We start from the raw sequence: 18,162 nt of genomic DNA, 5'->3' as shown, positions 1-18,162 counted from the left end.
GCCCTTGAGCCTGCGGGCCCTTGAGCCCGCGAGCCCTTGAGCCCGTGAGCCCGTGAGAGGAATCGCCGTGGCGACGTCACGCATCGTCATCGAGAACTGCGCCATCGCGACCGTGGACGCGCACGACACCGAGTACGCCTCGGGCCATGTCGTCGTCGCGGACCACCGCATCGAGTCCGTCGGCGCCGGGCCCGCGCCCGCGGAGCTGGAGGGGGTGGTCCGCCGGGTCGACGGCGCCGGCCATCTCCTCACCCCCGGTCTGGTCAACACCCACCACCACTTCTACCAGTGGATCACCCGGGGCCTCGCCACCGACCACAACCTCTTCGACTGGCTGGTCGCCCTCTACCCGACCTGGGCGCGCATCGACGAGCCGATGGTCCGCGCGGCGGCGGGCGGCTCCCTCGCGATGATGGCGCGCGGCGGCGTCACCACCGCGATGGACCACCACTACGTCTTCCCGCGCGGCTCCGGCGATCTGTCCGGCGCGATCATCGGCGCGGCGGCGCGCACGGGCGTACGGTTCACCCTCGCCCGGGGCTCCATGGACCGCGGGGCGTCGGACGGCGGGCTGCCCCCGGACTTCGCGGTCGAGTCGCTGGACGAGGCGCTCGCCGCGACCGAGGAGACCATCGACGCCCACCACGACGCGTCCTTCGGCGCGATGACCCAGATCGCGGTCGCGCCCTGCTCGCCGTTCTCCGTCTCCACCGAACTGCTTCGACAGGGAGCCGAGTTGGCCCGCCGGAAGGGGGTGCGGCTGCACACCCACGGCAGTGAGACGGTCGAGGAGGAGAAGTTCTGCAAGGAACTGTTCGGGATGGGGCCGACCGACTACTTCGAGTCGACCGGCTGGCTCGGCCCCGACGTGTGGATGGCCCACTGCGTCCACATGAACGACTCCGACGTCGCCGCCTTCGCCCGGACCGGCACCGGCGTAGCCCACTGCCCGTCCTCCAACGCCCGTCTGGGGGCCGGGATCGCGCGCGTCCCCGATCTGCTCGCCGCCGGGGTCCCGGTCGGCCTCGGGGTCGACGGCACCGCCTCCAACGAGGCGGGCGAGCTGCACACCGAGTTGCGCAACACCCTGCTCGTCAACCGCCTCGGCGCACACGGCGAACGGGCCATGACGGCCCGTCAGGCGCTGCGCCTCGGCACGTACGGCGGAGCCCAGGTGCTGGGCCGCGCCGAGGAGATCGGCTCGATCGAGCCCGGCAAGCTCGCCGACCTCGTGCTCTGGCGGATGGACACCCTCGCCCACGCCTCCATCGCCGACCCGGTGACCGCACTGGTCCTCGGGGCCGCGGCCCCCGTCACGCTCTCCCTGGTCAACGGCCGGGCCGTGGTCGAGGACAACCGCCTGATCACCGTGGACGAGGACGAACTCGCCCGCTCCACACGGGACGAGGCCCGCCGCCTCGCCAGGATCGCCGCGGACGGCTGATCCCGCCCGGAGGTTCCGGACGAACGTCCCGCCGGAACCTCCGGGCGGGTCGTCCCGCCGGAAGCTCCCGCCGGGACGACGGCTCCGGCCGGTGCGCGGCGGCTACCCGTCGATGCGGTACGCGTCGCCGTACACCTTCCAGGCGAGCGGGGTGCGCAGACCGAGGTTCCCGTCGTCCAGGAAGACGCGCTGGGCCGTGTCGATCCGGCTGGTGTTGCCGTGGCCCCGCTCGCGGCGCATCGCCGCGACCCGCGCGTCCAGGAAGGCGTCGAGATACGCGCGCTCGTCGCCGCCGCGGGCCGGGCTGTCGGCCTGGGCGAGCGCGTTCGCGCGGATCGTACGGAACCCGACCGTGCCCTTCGCGTCGGCGTAACCGTGCATCACATAGGCGTCGTAGTAGATGAACTGCCCCAGTGCGCCGAGCCCGTCGGCCTTGGCCCGCCGCACGGCCGGGTCGAAGTAGATCCGGTCCCGCTCCTCGTCCTGGGCCGTCCGCATCCGGGGATCGCCGGCCGCCTCCCGCCACGCGGCGGTGAACGCGGTGCCGAGCCCGTCGTGGGAGTCGCCGCCCTTCACCTCGCGGAGCGCGGGCAGGAACCGTGCCAGCGGATTGTCCGGCCGCGCCCGGGTGTAGCGCTCGACGACCCGCAGCAGATCGCCGCAGCCGGTGCAGAACCCGACGAGGCCGGCGGTGTAGCCCCGGCCGTCGTCGATGTCCTCGATGTAGCGGTACTGGTCCTTCCACTTCAGCGAGGAGTTCTCCGCGCTGGAGACCAGCCGCATGGCGATCTCCTTCTTCGCGGGATCGTCCAGCCCCGCCGGCGCCCCTTCGGCGGGGGTGCACGCGACACAGACGGCGAGAACCGGCGGCAGCAGGACGAGCAGCATGCGGCGGAACGCGTGGATCACGTAACGGACCTTTCCCCCCTGGTGTGCCCTGTGCGCACCGGCCTGCCTCCGAGATTACGTGAGGGTCCCGGATGTTCCGGTATGGGTGGTGGACGGCGTACGCACCGTGCTGTACGGGACGCTGTACGGGGAGGTCAGCTTCCCGGCAGCCAGTCGGGGCGCCGCCCGCTGAGGCCGATCACCCGGTCCAGCAGCGGGGCGTCCTCCGCCGTCGCCACCGGCGGGCCGAACACGTCGGACGCCCCGGGCCCGGCCGCCGACAGCATCCCGTACGACGCCCGGAGCCCCGCCTCGGCCGGGGCGTACGGCTGTCCGGTGGAGCGCGCGAGGTCCCAGCCGTGGATCAGCACCTCGTTGAGCGCCACCAGCCCGGTCACCGCACCCGGCAGATCGACCCCGCCGACCCGGGTGTTCCCCTCCCACGCCCCGGGCGAGCGCCACGCGGCGGCCAGCGCGTCGAGCCGCCGGGGCAGCTCCTCCCGCCAGCCCTCCGCCAGTACGGGCCGGGCGCCACCGGGAGCGGTGTCGGTCGTCGGCCCCAGCTCCTTCCGCGCGGCGTCCCGGAAGGCCACCGTCAGCCCCATGAGATGCGCGAGCACCTCCCGTACCGCGTACGCGGGGCACGGCGTGGGCCCCGGCAACTGCTGCTCCGTGACACCGCCCACGACCCGGGCGGTCTCCCGGCAGACGGGGCCGAGGTCGAGCGGCTCCTGCTCTCTGTCTCTGTCCATACCGTATGAGACCGCGCGAGCCGCCCGAACTCATCGCGGGAAACGCCGTGCGTACGCGGCCCGCGTGCGTACGCACGGTGTTTCCCGGGTCAGCCCCGGAGCTGCTCGTAGGCCGGGAGGGTGAGGAAGTCCGCGTAGTCGTCGTCCAGCGCGACCGTCAGCAGCAGGTCGTGGGCCTGCTGCCAGCGGCCGGCCGCGAAGGCCTCCTCGCCGATCTCGCCGCGGATCGCCGCCAGTTCGTCCGCGGCGAGCGCGCGGGCCAGTTCCGCGGTGGCGCGGAGCGTCTCGCCCTCGTGGTCGAATTCCACGCCCGCGTTGATCCATTGCCAGATCTGCGAGCGGGAGATCTCCGCCGTGGCCGCGTCCTCCATCAGGTTGAAGATCGCGACCGCGCCCATGCCGCGCAGCCACGCCTCGATGTAGCGGATGCCGACCTGAACCGCGTTGCGCAGGCCCTCGTACGTGGGGCGGGCGTCCAGCGAGTCGACGGCGATCAGATCCCCGGCGGCGACGGAGACGTCCTCGCGCAGGCGGTCCTTCTGGTTCGGGCGGTCGCCCAGGACCGCGTCGAAGGAGGCCATGGCGATCGGCACCAGGTCCGGGTGGGCGACCCACGAACCGTCGAAGCCGTCGGCCGCCTCGCGGTCCTTGTCGGCCCTGACCTTCTCGAAGGCGACCTTGTTGACCCCGGCGTCGTGCCGGGACGGGATGAAGGCCGCCATGCCGCCGATGGCGTGCGCGCCCCGCTTGTGGCAGGTGCGGACGAGGAGTTCGGTGTAGGCGCGCATGAACGGCGCCGTCATCGTGACCGCGTTGCGGTCCGGCAGGACGAACTTCGCGCCGCCGTCCCGGAAGTTCTTGACGATCGAGAAGAGATAGTCCCAGCGGCCCGCGTTGAGCCCGGAGGCGTGGTCGCGCAGCTCGTAGAGGATCTCCTCCATCTCGTACGCCGCGGTGATCGTCTCGATCAGCACCGTCGCCCGGACGGTGCCCTGCGGAACGCCCACGTACTCCTGGGCGAAGACGAAGACGTCGTTCCAGAGGCGCGCCTCCAGGTGCGACTCCGTCTTCGGGAGGTAGAAGTACGGGCCCTTGCCCAGCTCGATCAGGCGGGCGGCGTTGTGGAAGAAGTACAGCCCGAAGTCGACCAGCGCGCCCGGCACCGGCTCGCCGTCCAGCACGAGATGGCGCTCCGCGAGATGCCAGCCGCGCGGGCGCATCACGACCGTGGCGAGCTCCGCCGCGTCCTTGAGCGCGTACGACTTGCCCGTGCGCGGGTCGGTGAAGTCGATGCTCCGCCGGTAGGCGTCGATCAGATTGAGCTGGCCGAGGACGACGTTCTCCCAGGTGGGCGCGGAGGCGTCCTCGAAGTCCGCGAGCCAGACCTTCGCACCCGAGTTCAGCGCGTTGATCGTCATCTTGCGGTCGGTCGGGCCGGTGATCTCCACCCGGCGGTCGTTCAGTGCCTCCGGCGCCGGCGCGACCCGCCAGCTCTCGTCCTCGCGCACGGACGCCGTCCCGGGCAGGAAGTCCAGGCTGGAGGTACGGGCGATCTCGGCGCGGCGCTCGGCGCGGCGGGCGAGCAGCTCGTCACGGCGGGGCGTGAACCGCCGGTGCAGCTCCGCCACGAACGCGAGGGCCGCATCGGTGAGCACCTTGTCCTGACGGGGCAGGGGTTCGGCGTCGACGATGGCCAGCGGGGAAGACGCTGGTGCGGACATGAGCTGTCACTCCTTCACGAGCGGCGCCGGCGGAGCAGGGGCGCCGTGGCGGCCGGCGTACGAGCGCACCGTTCGAAGTTCCGGGCGCTTCTGACCTGTGGATACTAGTTTCCTCATGGTGGAAGTTCAATGCTCCGTCGGTGTCGGCTCCCTCAGGGCGGCGCCTACGCGAGGTGCGACAGATCCTCCTCCGTGTCGATGTCGTGGGGGCGCGCGACATCCCCGCACTCCACCAGGACGATCTCGGGTTCGTGCGCCTTCAGATAGGCGCGCGCCCCGCGGTCGCCCGTCGCGTCCGCCGCGATCTCCGCCCAGCGGTCCGCGCCGAGGAGCACGGGGTGGCCGCGCCGCCCGTCGTACGCCGCGGACACCAGCGACCCGGGACCCCGGTACGCCGCGACGATCCGGGCCACCGCCGCGGCGCCGATCCCCGGCTGGTCCACCAGCAGCACCAGGGCCGCCCGCGCCCCCGTGCCCGCCAGCGAGGCCAGCCCCGCGCGCAGCGAGGACCCCATGCCGTCGGCCCACCCGGGGTTGTCGACCAGGACGGCGTCCGGGAGCACGGCCCGCTCCCGTACCTCCGGCGCGGCCGCCCCCAGCACCACGTGCACCGGCGCGCACCCCCCGTCGCGCAGGCCCCGCGCCGCGTGCTCCACCAGCGGGCGGCCGTGGTGCGTCAGCAGCGCCTTCGGCCGCCCGCCGAGCCGCCGCCCACCGCCCGCGGCGAGCAGCAGACCGGCGACCGGCGGGTCCGGGTCCGGGTCCCTGCGAGGAGGCTCGTCCTGGGCGGTGTCCGGGACCGTGTCGTCGTGTGTTTCCCACATGCGGTCTGCTTACCGCACCGCGCGCCCGGGCGCCCCCTCGCACCCCTCCGCGCGGTGAATATTTCGCGTGCGCCGGCGATCACCGGGAATTCCTTCCGTATTCCGGACCTCTTCCCGCCGTATTCGGTCCGTGGAGTGGCGCCTACCCTGCGCGATGGCGTTAACTTGCCGACGAACCCAGGCGATTGACCACCGCCAGGGGGGAATCGTCCTGTCGGTACGGAGTCGCGCCCGGCACGCGGGAGCACCGTGGGACGCGGGGCGGAAGAGCGAGGGGGAGCTTTGTTGCGGAGCGTGGGGAAGTCGCCGGTGGCGGAGCAGGGCGAGGACCCGAGGGTCGCGGAGCTGGGTACCGCCGTGGCCCGGCTCCGGCGCGAACTGGCCGTCTACCGCTCGGAGTTCCGGGACCGCGCGATTGCCGAGGACGAATTGGCGGCGCTCGCCGCGATGGTGGCGAGCGGCAGCCCCGAGACCCCGCGGATGCGCCGCTCCCTGCTGCTGATCGTCGGCTCGATCGGCTCGGTCAGCGCGCTGCGGCCGGCGCTGATGGGTGTACGGAGCGCCGTCGACCTCTTCGGCGACGTCCCGCGCCGGCCTCTCTGAGGCCCCGGGATCAGCCCTGGGCCTGCTGCGCCGCCGTGTTCGCCAGCGCCGCCGAGAGATCGCGCGCGACCTCCTGGAGGACGGGCACGATCCGCTCGGTGGCCTCCTCCGTCACCCGGCCCGCCGGGCCGGAGATGGAGATCGCCGCGGCGGTGGGGGAGTCGGGCACCGGGACCGCCAGACAGCGCACCCCGATCTCCTGCTCGTTGTCGTCGATCGCGTACCCCGCGCCGCGCACCGTCTCCAGGGCCGCGAGGAAGGCGTCCGGCGTGGTGATCGTCTTCTCGGTGGTGGCCGGCATGCCCGTACGGGCCAGCAGGGCGCGGACCTCCGCGGGCGGGATGTCCGCGAGCAGCGCCTTGCCCACGCCGGTGGAGTGCGGCAGCACCCGGCGGCCCACCTCGGTGAACATCCGCATCGAGTGCTTCGACGGCACCTGCGCGACGTACACGATCTCGTCGCCGTCGAGCAGCGCCATGTTCGCGGTCTCGCCGGTCTCCTCGACCAGCCGCGCCAGATAGGGCCTGGCCCAGGTGCCGAGCAGCCGCGACGCCGACTCGCCGAGCCGGATCAGCCGCGGCCCCAGCGCGTACCGCCGGTTCGTCTGCTGGCGTACGTAGCCGCACGCCACCAGGGTGCGCATCAGCCGGTGGATGGTGGGCAGCGGCAGGCCGCTGGCCGCGGAGAGCTCGCTGAGCCCGACCTCGCCGCCCGCGTCCGCCATCCGTTCGAGCAGGTCGAAGGCGCGCTCAAGGGACTGGACGCCACCGCTGCCGGGGGCTGATCTGGCGGCGTCGGTGCTGCGGGCGCTGGACGACGGCACAACGGTCCTTTCGGGACGGGCGGACAAGCAAGCAGCCTATACCGGTCCCGGCCGTCCGGCGGGTGGTCGGGGATGGGCTGTCTCTGCCGGTCAGGGGGTGTTTGTCCGGGGTGTGCACGAGTGCCTTGAGTGGGTATGGTGTTCTGGCTGGCGAAATTTGAATTTCACATCATGGAAATATTTGCCTCTGAGGGACCTTGACGGAGGAGCGATCCGAAGTGAAGACTTCTTCAACAGTTCGTTGAATCACGCCTGATGAGGCCGGTGAGGAGTACGGGTGCCCGAGGTGAATCTGCTGCTGCGCTCGACACGCGTCATCACGCCCGAGGGGACACGGCCCGCCACCGTCGCCGTCGCCGACGGCCGGATCTCGGCGGTGCTGCCGTACGACGCGGTCCCCCCGCACACGACCGCGTACGGGGACCCGCGGGGCGACCGGGACGGTACGGCGGTGGTCGAGGACGTCGGGGACGATGTGGTGCTCCCCGGCCTCGTCGACACCCACGTCCATGTGAACGACCCGGGCCGCACCGCGTGGGAAGGGTTCTGGACCGCGACCCGCGCCGCCGCGGCGGGCGGCGTCACCACGCTGCTCGACATGCCGCTCAACTCCCTGCCGCCCACCACGACCGCCGCGCACCTGCGCGTCAAGCGCGACGTGGCCCGCCCCAAGGCCCATGTCGACGTGGGCTTCTGGGGCGGCGCCGTACCGGACAACGTCAAGGACCTGCGCCCGCTCCACGACGCCGGGGTCTTCGGCTTCAAGTGCTTCCTGTCGCCCTCCGGCGTCGAGGAGTTCCCCGAGCTGGACCGGGAGCGCCTGGGGCACGCCCTCACCGAGATCGCGGGCTTCGGCGGGCTGCTGATCGTGCACGCCGAGGACCCCCACGAGCTGGCCGCGGCTCCCGCGCGCGGCGGCCCCGCCTACGCCGACTTCCTCGCCTCCCGCCCGCGCGCCGCCGAGAACGCCGCCATCACCGGCCTGATCGCCGAGGCGAAGCGGCTGGACGCCCGGGTGCACGTACTGCACCTCTCGTCCTCCGACGCCCTGCCGCTGATCGCCGCCGCCAAGAGCGAGGGCGTCCGGATCACCGTCGAGTCCTGCCCGCACTTCCTCACCCTCACCGCGGAGGAGGTCCCCGACGGCGCCACCGAGTTCAAGTGCTGCCCGCCGATCCGCGAGGCCGCCAACCAGGACGCGCTCTGGCAGGGGCTCGCCGACGGCACGATCGACTGCGTCGTCTCCGACCACTCACCCTGCACCACCGACCTCAAGACCCCCGACTTCGCCTCCGCGTGGGGCGGCATCTCCTCGCTCCAGCTCGGCCTCCCGGCGATCTGGACCGAGGCCCGCAGGCGCGGCCACACCCTGGAGGACGTCGCGCGCTGGATGTCGGCGGCCCCCGCCGCGCTCGCCGGACTGGCCGGCAAGGGCGCCATCGAGGCGGGCCGCGACGCCGACCTCACCGTCCTCGCGCCGGACCGGACCTTCACCGTCGACCCGGCCGGGCTGCACCACCGCAACCAGGTGACGGCGTACGCGGGCAGGACCCTGTACGGCGTCGTCACCTCGACCTGGCTGCGCGGCACCCGGATCCTCCGGGACGGCGTCCTCGCCGAACCCTCAGGCCGACTGCTCGAAAGGAACAACTGACCGTGTCCGACGCTCCGCTCCCCACGCTGCCGCAAGCCCGCTTCACCGGTGACGCCCGCCCGTACGGCGGGGGCGACCCGTACACCGACCACCGCACCGCGGACCTCCCCTTCACCCACCTCACCGACCTCGCCGACCGGCGGCTCGGCGCCGGGGTGCTCGCCGCCAACGACGAGTTCTTCGCCGAGCGCGAGAACATGCTGAAGCCGGGGCCCGCCGAGTTCGACCCGGAGCACTTCGGCCACAAGGGCAAGATCATGGACGGCTGGGAGACCCGGCGCCGGCGCGGCACCGACGCCGGCCGGCCGCACCCCGCCCCCGAGGACCACGACTGGGCGCTGGTCCGGCTCGGCGCGCCCGGCGTGATCCGGGGGATCGTCGTCGACACGGCGCACTTCCGGGGCAACTACCCGCAGTCCGTCTCCGTCGAGGCCGTCTCGCTGCCCGGCTCCCCGTCCCCCGAGGAACTGCTCGACCCCGGGGTGAAGTGGACGGTGCTCGTGCCCCGTACAGCCGTCGGCGGCCACGCCGCCAACGGCTTCACGGTCGACGCGGAGCGCCGCTTCACCCACCTCCGCGTCAACCAGCACCCCGACGGCGGGATCGCCCGGCTGCGGGTGTACGGAGAGGTCGCGCCCGATCCGGCGTGGCTCGCCGCGCTCGGCACGTTCGACCTGCTCGCCCTGGAGAACGGCGGCACCGTCGAGGACGCCTCCGACCGCTTCTACTCGTCCCCGGCCAACACCGTCGCCCCGGGCCGCTCCCGGAAGATGGACGACGGCTGGGAGACCCGGCGCCGCCGCGACCTGGGCAACGACTGGATCCGCTACCGGCTCGCCGGGCAGGGCGAGATCCGCGCCGTCGAGATCGACACGGCGTACCTCAAGGGCAACGCGGCGGGATGGGCCGCCCTCTCCGTACGCGACGCCGGTACGGACCCGGACGATGCCACGGGTTCCGGCAGCGGAGGGGACGGCGCCGCGGGCACCGGAGGCTGGACGGAGATCCTTCCCAGGACCCGCCTCCAGCCCGACACCAACCACCGCTTCGTGCTCCCGGTCCCCGCCGTCGCGACCGACGTACGGATCGACATCTACCCCGACGGCGGGATCTCCCGGCTCCGGCTGTTCGGCTCCCTCACCGAACGCGGCGCGGCCCGGCTCGCCGCCCGCCACCGCGAACTCGGCGGCTGACCGCGGGGAGGGACCGGCGAAAGTCGGACCGGCGACGGAGCCCGGACCGGCGAAAGTCGGACCGGCGACAGTCGGCGGCGCGACCAAAGCCGGGAGTCGCGCGACTTTGGTAGCCGCCGCCGCACAGCGGCGGCGGCACCGCCGTTCCCCTGCGTAACTTGTTCGGTATGACGCGTACGGACTACCCCTGGCTGCTCCCTTCGGAGATGATCGACCCCCGAGGCCCCGAGCTGCCCGGCGACCGCGGCCGGGCCCGGCCGCGCCGTACCGTGCGCGACTGGGTCATCGACACGCTGATGTTCGTCATCGCCTCGGGCGTCGGGCTGCTCGCCGTCGAGACGGTCCAGAAGGCCGGCAACTCCGAGCTGGTCGACGCCTTCGACCTGACCGCGGGCACCCTGGCCTGCTGCGCCCTCTGGCTGCGGCGGCGGTGGCCGGTGGAAGTCGCCGTCGCGCTCTCGGTCCTGGGCATGGTGGCCCCGCTCGCCGGGGGCGCCTCGCTCGTCGCCCTGTTCTGCGTCGCCGTGCACCGGACCTACCGCCCCGTGCTGATCGTCAGCCTGGTGGCCCTGGTGACCGGAATCGCCGCGGCGTGCCTCCGCCCGGACCCGACCACCTCCTTCACCACCGCGCTCGTCGCCACCGTGGTCCTGCTCCTGCTGGCGGTGGGCTGGGGCATGCTCGTACGGGCCCGGCGCCAGCTCGTCGTCGCGCTGCGCGAGCGGGCGGTGCGCGCCGAGGCCGAGGCGGAACTCCGCGCCGAGCAGGCGCAGCGGCTGGCCCGCGAGGCCATCGCCCGCGAGATGCACGACGTGCTCGCGCACCGGCTGACGCTGCTCAGCGTCCACGCGGGCGCCCTGGAGTTCCGGCCGGACGCGCCGCCGCCCGAGATCGCCCGCGCGGCCGGGGTGATCCGGGACAGCTCCCACGAGGCCCTCCAGGACCTGCGCATGATCATCGGCGTGCTGCGGGCCCCGGACGGGGAGGAGGGCGAGCGCCCCCAGCCCACCCTGGTCACCCTCGACGAGCTGGTCGCCGAGTCCCGCAGGGCCGGCATGGAGGTCGACCTCGACAACCGGGTCGCCGATCCCGCCACCGTGCCCGCCGCCGTGGGCCGTACCGCGTACCGCATCGCGCAGGAGGCGCTGACCAACGCCCGTAAACACGCACCCGGCACCGACTCCACCGTCGAGGTCAGCGGTGCCCCGGGCGACGGACTCACCCTCGAAGTGCGCAACGCCGCGCCCACGGGCGAGGTGGCGAAGGTCCCGGGCTCGGGGCAGGGGCTGATCGGGCTGACGGAGCGGGCCGCGCTGGCGGGCGGCCGGTTCGAGCACGGACCCACGGGGGACGGCGGATTCGCCGTCCGCGCTTGGCTACCGTGGGCCGCATGACCATCAGGCTGATCATCGTCGACGACGACCCCCTGGTACGCGCCGGACTGACCTTCATGCTCGGCGGGGCCGAGGACATCGAGATCGTGGGGGAGGGGGCCGACGGCACCGAGGTCGCCGCGCTGGTCGAACGGACCGCGCCCGACGTCGTCCTCATGGACATCCGGATGCCCGTCATGGACGGGCTGACCGCCACGGAGACCCTGCGGCGGATCCCGGGCGCCCCCGAGGTCCTCGTCCTGACCACCTTCCACGCCGACGAACAGGTGGTGCGCGCGCTGCGCGCCGGGGCCGCCGGTTTCGTCCTCAAGGACACCCCGCCCACCGAGATCGTCACCGCCGTACGGCGGGTGGCGGCCGGTGACCCGGTGCTCTCGCCCGCCGTCACCCGCCAGTTGATGACCCATGTGGCGGGCCCCGGCGGGGGTGCGGGGCCGGGGGCGGAGCACTCCGCCACGGGCCGCCGGGCGAGCGCGGCGCGGCGGCTGGCCGCCCTCGGGGAACGGGAGCGGGAGGTCGCGCTCGCCATCGGCCAGGGCCGGTCCAACGCGGAGATCGCCGCCGGTCTCTACATGAGCGTCCCCACGGTCAAGGCCCATGTCTCGCGCATCCTGGCCAAGCTCGACCTCAACAACCGGGTCCAGATCGCCCTCCTGGTGCACGACGCGGATCCCGACGGGTGAGCACGGCGGCCCGGTCACCGTGTCCCGCGGCTTTGTCCTGACAACCGGACTTCTCTACTTCCCGTCAACAGAGCATGCGACTACGCTCGCCCCGTGCCCCGTCAGCCGAGATCAGCCCGAGCCGGACAGGAGCCGACCGCCCGCGCCGACCCCGGGCCGGACCAGGCCCCGCCGCTCCGGCTCGCCGTGGACCGCACCAGCCCCGTCCCCCTCTACTTCCAGCTCGCACAGCAACTGGAAGGGGCCATCGAGCGCGGCGGCCTGGCCCCCGGCAGCCTGCTCGGCAACGAGATCGACCTCGCGGGCCGGCTCGGACTCTCCCGCCCGACCGTCCGCCAGGCCATCCAGTCCCTCGTCGACAAGGGGCTGCTGGTGCGCCGCCGGGGCGTCGGCACCCAGGTCGTGCACAGCCAGGTCAAGCGCCCGCTGGAGCTGAGCAGCCTCTACGACGACCTGGAGGCGGCCGGCCAGCGCCCCGCCACCCGCGTCCTGCGCAACACCCTGCACCCCGCAACGGCCGAGGTCGCCGCCGCCCTCGGGGTCCCGGAGGGCGCGGAGGTACGGCTCGTGGAGCGGCTGCGGTACGCGCACGACGAGCCGATGGCGTATCTGCGCAACCATCTGCCCGCCGCCCTCCTCGACTGCGACACGCCCCGCCTCGAAGCCACCGGCCTCTACCGGATGCTGCGCACCGCGGGGATCACCCTGCACAGCGCGCGCCAGACGGTCGGGGCGCGGGCCGCCACCGCCGAGGAGGCGGAGCTGCTGACCGAGCCGGCCGGGGCGCCGCTGCTCACCATGGAGCGGACCGCCTTCGACGACACGGGGCGGGCGGTGGAGTTCGGCTCGCACATCTACCGGGCCTCGCGGTACGCCTTCGAGTTCCAGCTCCTCGTCCGTACGTGACGCTGGCGGCGGGCCGCGCCGTCACGTGACGCCGACCGCCCCGCGCCCCCGTACGGGCCGCAGGGCACCCGCCGACCACCCCCCGACCGGCCATGACCGATACTTGGGCGGCCGGGTTCCGTACGGACGAGCCCCGGCCGCACCGAGGAGCACAGCGAGAAGGGCACGGGGTCGTGGCAAGGGTTCGGACAGGGGTACGCGCGCTGAGCGCCGTACTGGCGGCGGTGCTCGGGGCCTCGGCCCTCGCCGGATGCAGCAGTACGGGCGGCAAGCGCGCCGAGGAACGGGCCCGGCAGGCCGCCGCCCAGGGCCGGGCCGCGGTGGACACGCCCCGGTGGACCGTGGCCATGGTCACCCACTCGGGCAGCGGTGACACCTTCTGGGACATCGTGCAGAACGGCGCCAAGCAGGCCGCCGCCAAGGACAACATCAAGTTCCTCTACGCCAACAGCGACGAGGGCCAGCAGCAGGCGCAGCTCGTGCAGTCCTACATCGACAAGAAGGTCGACGGGCTGATCGTCACGCTCGCCAAGCCCGACGCGATGAAGGCCGTCGTCGCGCAGGCCGTCAAGGCCGGCATCCCGGTGATCACGGTGAACTCCGGCGCCGCCGAGTCCAAGAAGTTCGGCGCGCTCACCCACATCGGCCAGGACGAGACCATCGCCGGCGAGGCCGTCGGCGAGGAACTGGACCGGCGCGGCCGGAAGAAGGCCCTCTGCGTCATCCACGAACAGGGCAACGTCGGCCACGAGCAGCGCTGCGCCGGGGCGAAGAAGACCTTCGACGGGGAGATGCAGAACCTGTACGTGGACGGCACGAACATGCCCGACGTACAGGCGTCCGTCGAGGCCAAGCTCCAGACCGACCGGTCCATCGACGCCGTCGTCACCCTGGGGGCGCCCTTCGCGGACGCCGCCGTCAAGGCCAAGGAGACCGCGGGCAGCAAGGCCGAGATCGACACCTTCGACCTCAACGCCAAGGTCGCCACCTCGCTGAGCTCCGGCACCCTCGGCTTCGCCGTCGACCAGCAGCCGTACCTCCAGGGGTATGAGGCAGTCGACCTGCTCTGGCTCCACCGCTACAACGCCGATGTCCTCGGCGGCGGACGCCCGGTGCTCACCGGACCTCAGATCATCACGCAGAAGGACGCGGGCGCGCTGGAGGAGTACACGAAGCGGGGGACCCGGTGAGCGCCTCCGCACCTCCCGCCGACAGCCGTCCCGGTGGCAACAGCGGAAACGGTGCCGACAGGGGACCTGGCGGTCCCGGCGGCGTCGGCGGCGGCGCGGACGAACGCCTGCTGCACACCTCCGTGCTCCGCAAGCTCCTCGGCCGGCCCGAGCTGGGCTCGGTCGTCGGCGCGGCGGCCGTCTTCCTCTTCTTCGCGTTCGTCGCGGACTCGTTCCTCCAGCTCTCCAGCTTCGGCACGGTCCTGTACGCGGCGTCCACGATCGGCATCATGGCCGTCCCGGTGGCGCTGCTGATGATCGGCGGCGAGTTCGACCTCTCCGCCGGGGTCATGGTGACCAGCTCCGCGCTGGTCTCCTCGATGTTCAGCTACCAGATGACGGCGAACGTCTGGGTCGGCGTCCTGGTGTCGCTGCTGGTCACGCTGGCCTTCGGGGTCTTCAACGGGGTCATGCTGACCCGTACGAAACTCCCCAGCTTCATCATCACGCTCGGTACGTTCCTGATGCTCACCGGTCTCAACCTCGGTGTGACGAAGCTGGTCAGCGGCACCGTCTCGACCAAGACGATCAGCGACATGGAGGGCTTCCCCTCCGCCCGCGCGCTCTTCGCCTCCCAGCTCACCGTCGGCGGCGTCGACCTGAAGGTCACCATCCTGTGGTGGGCCGGGCTCGTCGCGCTCGCCACCTGGATCCTGCTGCGTACCCGCTTCGGGAACTGGATCTTCGCGGTGGGCGGCAACGCGGACGCCGCCCGCGCCGTCGGCGTACCGGTGCAGCGGACCAGGATCCTGCTCTACATGGGCGTGGCGTTCTGCGCCTGGATCTCGGGGCAGCACCTGCTCTTCTCGTTCGACGTCGTCCAGTCCGGCGAGGGTGTCGGCAACGAGCTGATCTACATCATCGCGGCCGTCATCGGCGGCTGCCTGATCACCGGCGGCTACGGCTCGGCGATCGGCTCGGCCGTCGGCGCGTTCATCTTCGGCATGACGAGCAAGGGCATCGTGTACGCCGAGTGGAACCCGGACTGGTTCAAGTTCTTCCTCGGAGCGATGCTCCTTCTGGCCACCCTGCTCAACGCGTGGGTGCGCAAGCGCGCGGAGGCGTCACGATGACCGCACTCGTCGAACTGGACGACGTCAGCAAGTACTACGGGAACATCCGGGCCCTGGAGGGCGTCTCGCTGGAGGTCCACGCGGGGGAGATCACCTGTGTGCTGGGCGACAACGGGGCCGGCAAGTCCACCCTCATCAAGATCATCGCCGGTCTCCACGGCCATGACGCGGGCGAGTTCCTGATCGACGGCGCGCCGGCGGACCTCTCCTCCCCGCGCGACGCGCTGGACCGGGGCATCGCCACCGTCTACCAGGACCTCGCCGTCGTCCCCCTGATGCCGGTCTGGCGGAACTTCTTCCTCGGCTCGGAGCCGCGGAAGGGGTACGGGCCCTTCAAGCGGCTCGACGTGGCGCGGATGCGCGAGACCACCCGCGCCGAGCTGCTGCGGATGGGCATCGACCTGCGCGACGTCGACCAGCCGATCGGCACCCTCTCCGGCGGCGAGCGCCAGTGCGTGGCCATCGCCCGCGCCGTCCACTTCGGCGCCAAGGTCCTCGTCCTGGACGAGCCGACGGCGGCCCTCGGGGTCAAGCAGTCCGGCGTGGTCCTCAAGTACGTGGCCGCCGCGCGGGACGCGGGGCTCGGAGTGGTCCTCATCACGCACAACCCGCACCACGCGTATCTGGTCGGTGACCGTTTCGTGCTGCTCAAGCGCGGCGCCATGGCGGGCAGCCACACCCGGGACTCGATCACGCTGGACGAGCTGACCCGGCAGATGGCGGGCGGCTCCGAGCTGGCCGAACTGAGCCATGAGCTGGAGCGCGCCCCCGCTCCGAAGCGCCCGGGCCCCCCGGCGGCGGACACGGACTGACCGGGGTACGCGCCGGTGACCGCGCCGCGCCCGCGCCGGGCACCGACCCGCGTACGCGCCGGGGCGCGCGGCGGCGCCGTCCGGGCCGCACGGCGACCCCACGCGCCCCGGATGGCACAATCTGGCAGGGCGGACACCCGTCCGCCGCCGCTGCCCGCCCGGGCCTGGCGGTCCCCGACCCCGCAGGGACGACACGACTCGTGCGAGCACCCAGCCGCCGCCCCACTCGGTACGGCACGACCGATCCGACGGACGACACACGAGGAGCGGGCCGATGAGTACGTACCGTGACTTCACGCACCGCGGCACCGCCCGCGCCACCGTCCTGCGGACCGTCGGCACCCGGGAGCGCCGCTCCCTGCTGACCGCGCCCCGCGTCCCGACCGTCGGCATCGACATCGGCGGTACGAAGGTGATGGCCGGGGTCGTCGACCCGGACGGCAACATCCTGGAGAAGATCAGGACCGAGACGCCGGACAAGTCCAAGAGCCCCCGCGTCGTCGAGGACACCATCGTCGAGCTGGTACTCGACCTCTCCGACCGCCACGACGTGCACGCCGTCGGCATCGGCGCGGCCGGCTGGGTCGACGCCGACCGCTCCAAGGTGCTCTTCGCCCCTCACCTCGCCTGGCGTGACGAGCCCCTCAGGGACGCGCTCTCCTCCCGGCTCGCCGTCCCGGTCATGGTCGACAACGACGCCAACACCGCCGCCTGGGCCGAGTGGCGCTTCGGCGCGGGCCGCGGCGAGGACCATCTCGTCATGATCACCCTGGGCACCGGCATCGGCGGCGCCATCCTGGAGGACGGCCGGGTCAAGCGCGGCAAGTTCGGGGTCGCGGGCGAGTTCGGCCACATGCAGGTCGTGCCCGGCGGCCACCGCTGCGCGTGCGGCAACCGCGGCTGCTGGGAGCAGTACAGCTCCGGCAACGCCCTCGTACGGGAGGCCAGGGAGCTGGCCGCCGCCGACTCACCGGTCGCGTACGACATCATCGAACGCGTCAAGGGCAACGTCCAGGAGATCACCGGACCGCTCATCACCGAGCTGGCCCGCGAGGGCGACGCCATGTGCGTCGAACTGTTCCAGGACATAGGGCAGTGGCTCGGCGTCGGCATCGCCAACCTCGCCGCTGCCCTCGACCCGTCCTGCTTCGTCATCGGCGGCGGGGTCAGCGCCGCCGACGACCTGCTCATCAACCCGGCGCGGGACGCCTTCCGCCGTCACCTCACCGGCCGCGGCTACCGCCCCGAGGCCCGGATCGCCAAGGCGGAGCTGGGACCCGAGGCGGGCATGGTCGGCGCCGCCGACCTCTCCCGGCTGGTCGCCCGGCGCTTCCGCCGCGCCAACCGCCGCCGCGTGGAGCGCCATGAGCGGTACGAACGGTACGCGCAGGTGATCCGCACCGCCCGGCCCGGTCAGGAGCCGCCGTCATGAGCGCGGACCTGCCGGGCACGGCCGCCGCGACGGCCCCCGCAACGGCCCCCGCACCGGCGCCCCAGGAGCGGGCGGCGGCGCCGGGACCGAAGCCGCCCGAGGACCGCCGCCACCGCAACCGCAGGCGCTGGCTGACGGCGATCGTCATCGTGCTGCTCATCGGCATCCCGGCCGGATACCTCGCGATCTCCGCCGGGCAGAGCCGGGACAGCGGCCGGAACAAGGAGATCGAGTCCGCCGCCACCGGCCTCCAGGACCTGCGCCCCTCCAAGATGAAGCGGCGCGTCTTCGAGGTGCCGATCCCGTCGGGCGCCTCCCGGGTGCGCTACTTCGAGACGAGCAACTGGAAGACGAGCAGGTTCTACGTCCAGTTCGACGTGACCTCCGGACGGCTCGACGCCTTCCTCACCGAGATGGGGACGAGCCGCTCGGCGCTCCGGGACGGCGCTGTCACGATCACCCCCCGGGACCGGCGCACCGTCGGCTGGAACTTCGACCTCCCCGGCCACCACCTGGCGGGCACCCACCACCAGCAGCAGAGCCCGCGCCCCAGCCAGGACGTGGTGGTGGACCTCACCGACCCCGGATTCCCCCGGGTGTACGTGGTGTCCACCACCACCCCGTGAGGGGGCTGGAGTCTGCGCGGCCTCTTGCCGGGCGACGGGCACGCGGGACGGAGGGGGCCGCCGCCGACGGCTCCCGGGCCGTACGGTCCACGGGCCGTACGGTCC

Annotated in this window: 17 protein-coding genes; 12 read left to right on the top strand and 5 right to left on the bottom strand. The window is 72.8% G+C overall.

Annotated elements, in window-relative coordinates; genetic code table 11:
* Positions 1–67: 67 nt before the first annotated feature.
* Positions 68–1,444, top strand: coding sequence for an 8-oxoguanine deaminase (locus ACFXKG_RS23015; protein ID WP_384842071.1), 1,377 nt, complete (start codon positions 68–70; stop codon positions 1,442–1,444).
* A gap of 102 nt (positions 1,445–1,546) precedes the next feature.
* Here ACFXKG_RS23015 and ACFXKG_RS23010 read toward each other — a convergent pair whose 3' ends face one another.
* The 4 genes from ACFXKG_RS23010 to ACFXKG_RS22995 all read right to left on the bottom strand — a co-directional run bounded on the left by ACFXKG_RS23010 (position 1,547) and on the right by ACFXKG_RS22995 (position 5,629).
* The gene (locus ACFXKG_RS23010) at positions 1,547–2,353 is read right to left on the bottom strand and encodes a chitosanase (protein WP_384842068.1); all 807 of its coding nucleotides are present in this window, start codon (positions 2,351–2,353) and stop codon (positions 1,547–1,549) included.
* Between the two features lie 134 nt (positions 2,354–2,487).
* Positions 2,488–3,084, bottom strand: coding sequence for a TIGR03086 family metal-binding protein (locus ACFXKG_RS23005; RefSeq protein ID WP_384842065.1), 597 nt, complete (start codon positions 3,082–3,084; stop codon positions 2,488–2,490).
* 89 nt (positions 3,085–3,173) lie between these two features.
* Positions 3,174–4,805 carry a malate synthase A gene (gene aceB / locus ACFXKG_RS23000; RefSeq protein WP_384842062.1) on the bottom strand — a complete coding sequence of 544 codons (1,632 nt, stop codon included), beginning with the start codon at positions 4,803–4,805 and terminating at the stop codon, positions 3,174–3,176.
* A 164-nt stretch (positions 4,806–4,969) separates the two neighbouring features.
* Positions 4,970–5,629 (bottom strand): NTP transferase domain-containing protein, encoded by a 660-nt coding sequence (locus ACFXKG_RS22995; RefSeq protein ID WP_384842059.1) that lies wholly within the window; start codon positions 5,627–5,629, stop codon positions 4,970–4,972.
* Positions 5,630–5,911: 282 nt separating this feature from the next.
* Between ACFXKG_RS22995 and ACFXKG_RS22990 the strand changes: the two genes are divergently transcribed.
* Complete coding sequence (locus ACFXKG_RS22990) at positions 5,912–6,232, top strand: DUF5955 family protein (RefSeq protein ID WP_384842056.1); 321 nt, start codon at positions 5,912–5,914, stop codon at positions 6,230–6,232.
* Positions 6,233–6,242: 10 nt separating this feature from the next.
* On the opposite strand, the gene ACFXKG_RS22985 is transcribed toward ACFXKG_RS22990, so the two are convergent.
* Entirely contained in the window at positions 6,243–7,055 is an 813-nt protein-coding gene (locus tag ACFXKG_RS22985; protein ID WP_384842053.1) for an IclR family transcriptional regulator, read from the bottom strand.
* A 277-nt stretch (positions 7,056–7,332) separates the two neighbouring features.
* Between ACFXKG_RS22985 and allB the strand changes: the two genes are divergently transcribed.
* From allB to ACFXKG_RS22935, 10 genes are all read left to right on the top strand, one after another.
* Entirely contained in the window at positions 7,333–8,709 is a 1,377-nt protein-coding gene (allB, locus tag ACFXKG_RS22980) for an allantoinase AllB (protein ID WP_384842050.1), read from the top strand.
* A complete protein-coding gene (gene alc / locus ACFXKG_RS22975) occupies positions 8,706–9,902 on the top strand; it encodes an allantoicase (protein ID WP_384842378.1) in 1,197 nt (398 codons plus the stop codon). Before allB ends, alc begins: the two co-directional genes overlap by 4 nt.
* A gap of 167 nt (positions 9,903–10,069) precedes the next feature.
* The gene (locus tag ACFXKG_RS22970; RefSeq protein ID WP_384842047.1) at positions 10,070–11,296 is read left to right on the top strand and encodes a sensor histidine kinase; all 1,227 of its coding nucleotides are present in this window, start codon (positions 10,070–10,072) and stop codon (positions 11,294–11,296) included.
* A complete protein-coding gene (locus ACFXKG_RS22965; protein ID WP_384842044.1) occupies positions 11,293–11,979 on the top strand; it encodes a response regulator in 687 nt (228 codons plus the stop codon). Before ACFXKG_RS22970 ends, ACFXKG_RS22965 begins: the two co-directional genes overlap by 4 nt.
* A 186-nt stretch (positions 11,980–12,165) precedes the next feature.
* Positions 12,166–12,885 carry a GntR family transcriptional regulator gene (locus ACFXKG_RS22960; protein WP_384842375.1) on the top strand — a complete coding sequence of 240 codons (720 nt, stop codon included), beginning with the start codon at positions 12,166–12,168 and terminating at the stop codon, positions 12,883–12,885.
* A gap of 173 nt (positions 12,886–13,058) precedes the next feature.
* A complete protein-coding gene (locus tag ACFXKG_RS22955) occupies positions 13,059–14,075 on the top strand; it encodes a sugar ABC transporter substrate-binding protein (RefSeq protein ID WP_384842041.1) in 1,017 nt (338 codons plus the stop codon).
* A gap of 107 nt (positions 14,076–14,182) precedes the next feature.
* Positions 14,183–15,187 (top strand): ABC transporter permease, encoded by a 1,005-nt coding sequence (locus ACFXKG_RS22950; RefSeq protein ID WP_384842372.1) that lies wholly within the window; start codon positions 14,183–14,185, stop codon positions 15,185–15,187.
* Positions 15,184–15,999 (top strand): ATP-binding cassette domain-containing protein, encoded by an 816-nt coding sequence (locus tag ACFXKG_RS22945; RefSeq protein ID WP_384842038.1) that lies wholly within the window; start codon positions 15,184–15,186, stop codon positions 15,997–15,999. The genes ACFXKG_RS22950 and ACFXKG_RS22945 overlap by 4 nt, the downstream gene beginning before the upstream one ends.
* 274 nt (positions 16,000–16,273) lie before the next feature.
* Positions 16,274–17,431 (top strand): ROK family glucokinase, encoded by a 1,158-nt coding sequence (locus ACFXKG_RS22940; protein WP_382885580.1) that lies wholly within the window; start codon positions 16,274–16,276, stop codon positions 17,429–17,431.
* A complete protein-coding gene (locus tag ACFXKG_RS22935; protein ID WP_384842033.1) occupies positions 17,428–18,057 on the top strand; it encodes a hypothetical protein in 630 nt (209 codons plus the stop codon). The genes ACFXKG_RS22940 and ACFXKG_RS22935 overlap by 4 nt, the downstream gene beginning before the upstream one ends.
* Positions 18,058–18,162: the final 105 nt, after the last annotated feature.

It is taken from the genome of Streptomyces sp. NPDC059255 (genome assembly GCF_042752355.1).
GTDB lineage: Bacteria > Actinomycetota > Actinomycetes > Streptomycetales > Streptomycetaceae > Streptomyces.
Note: the sequence above shows the minus strand (reverse complement) of the source record. Positions and strands in the feature narration are given on the sequence as shown.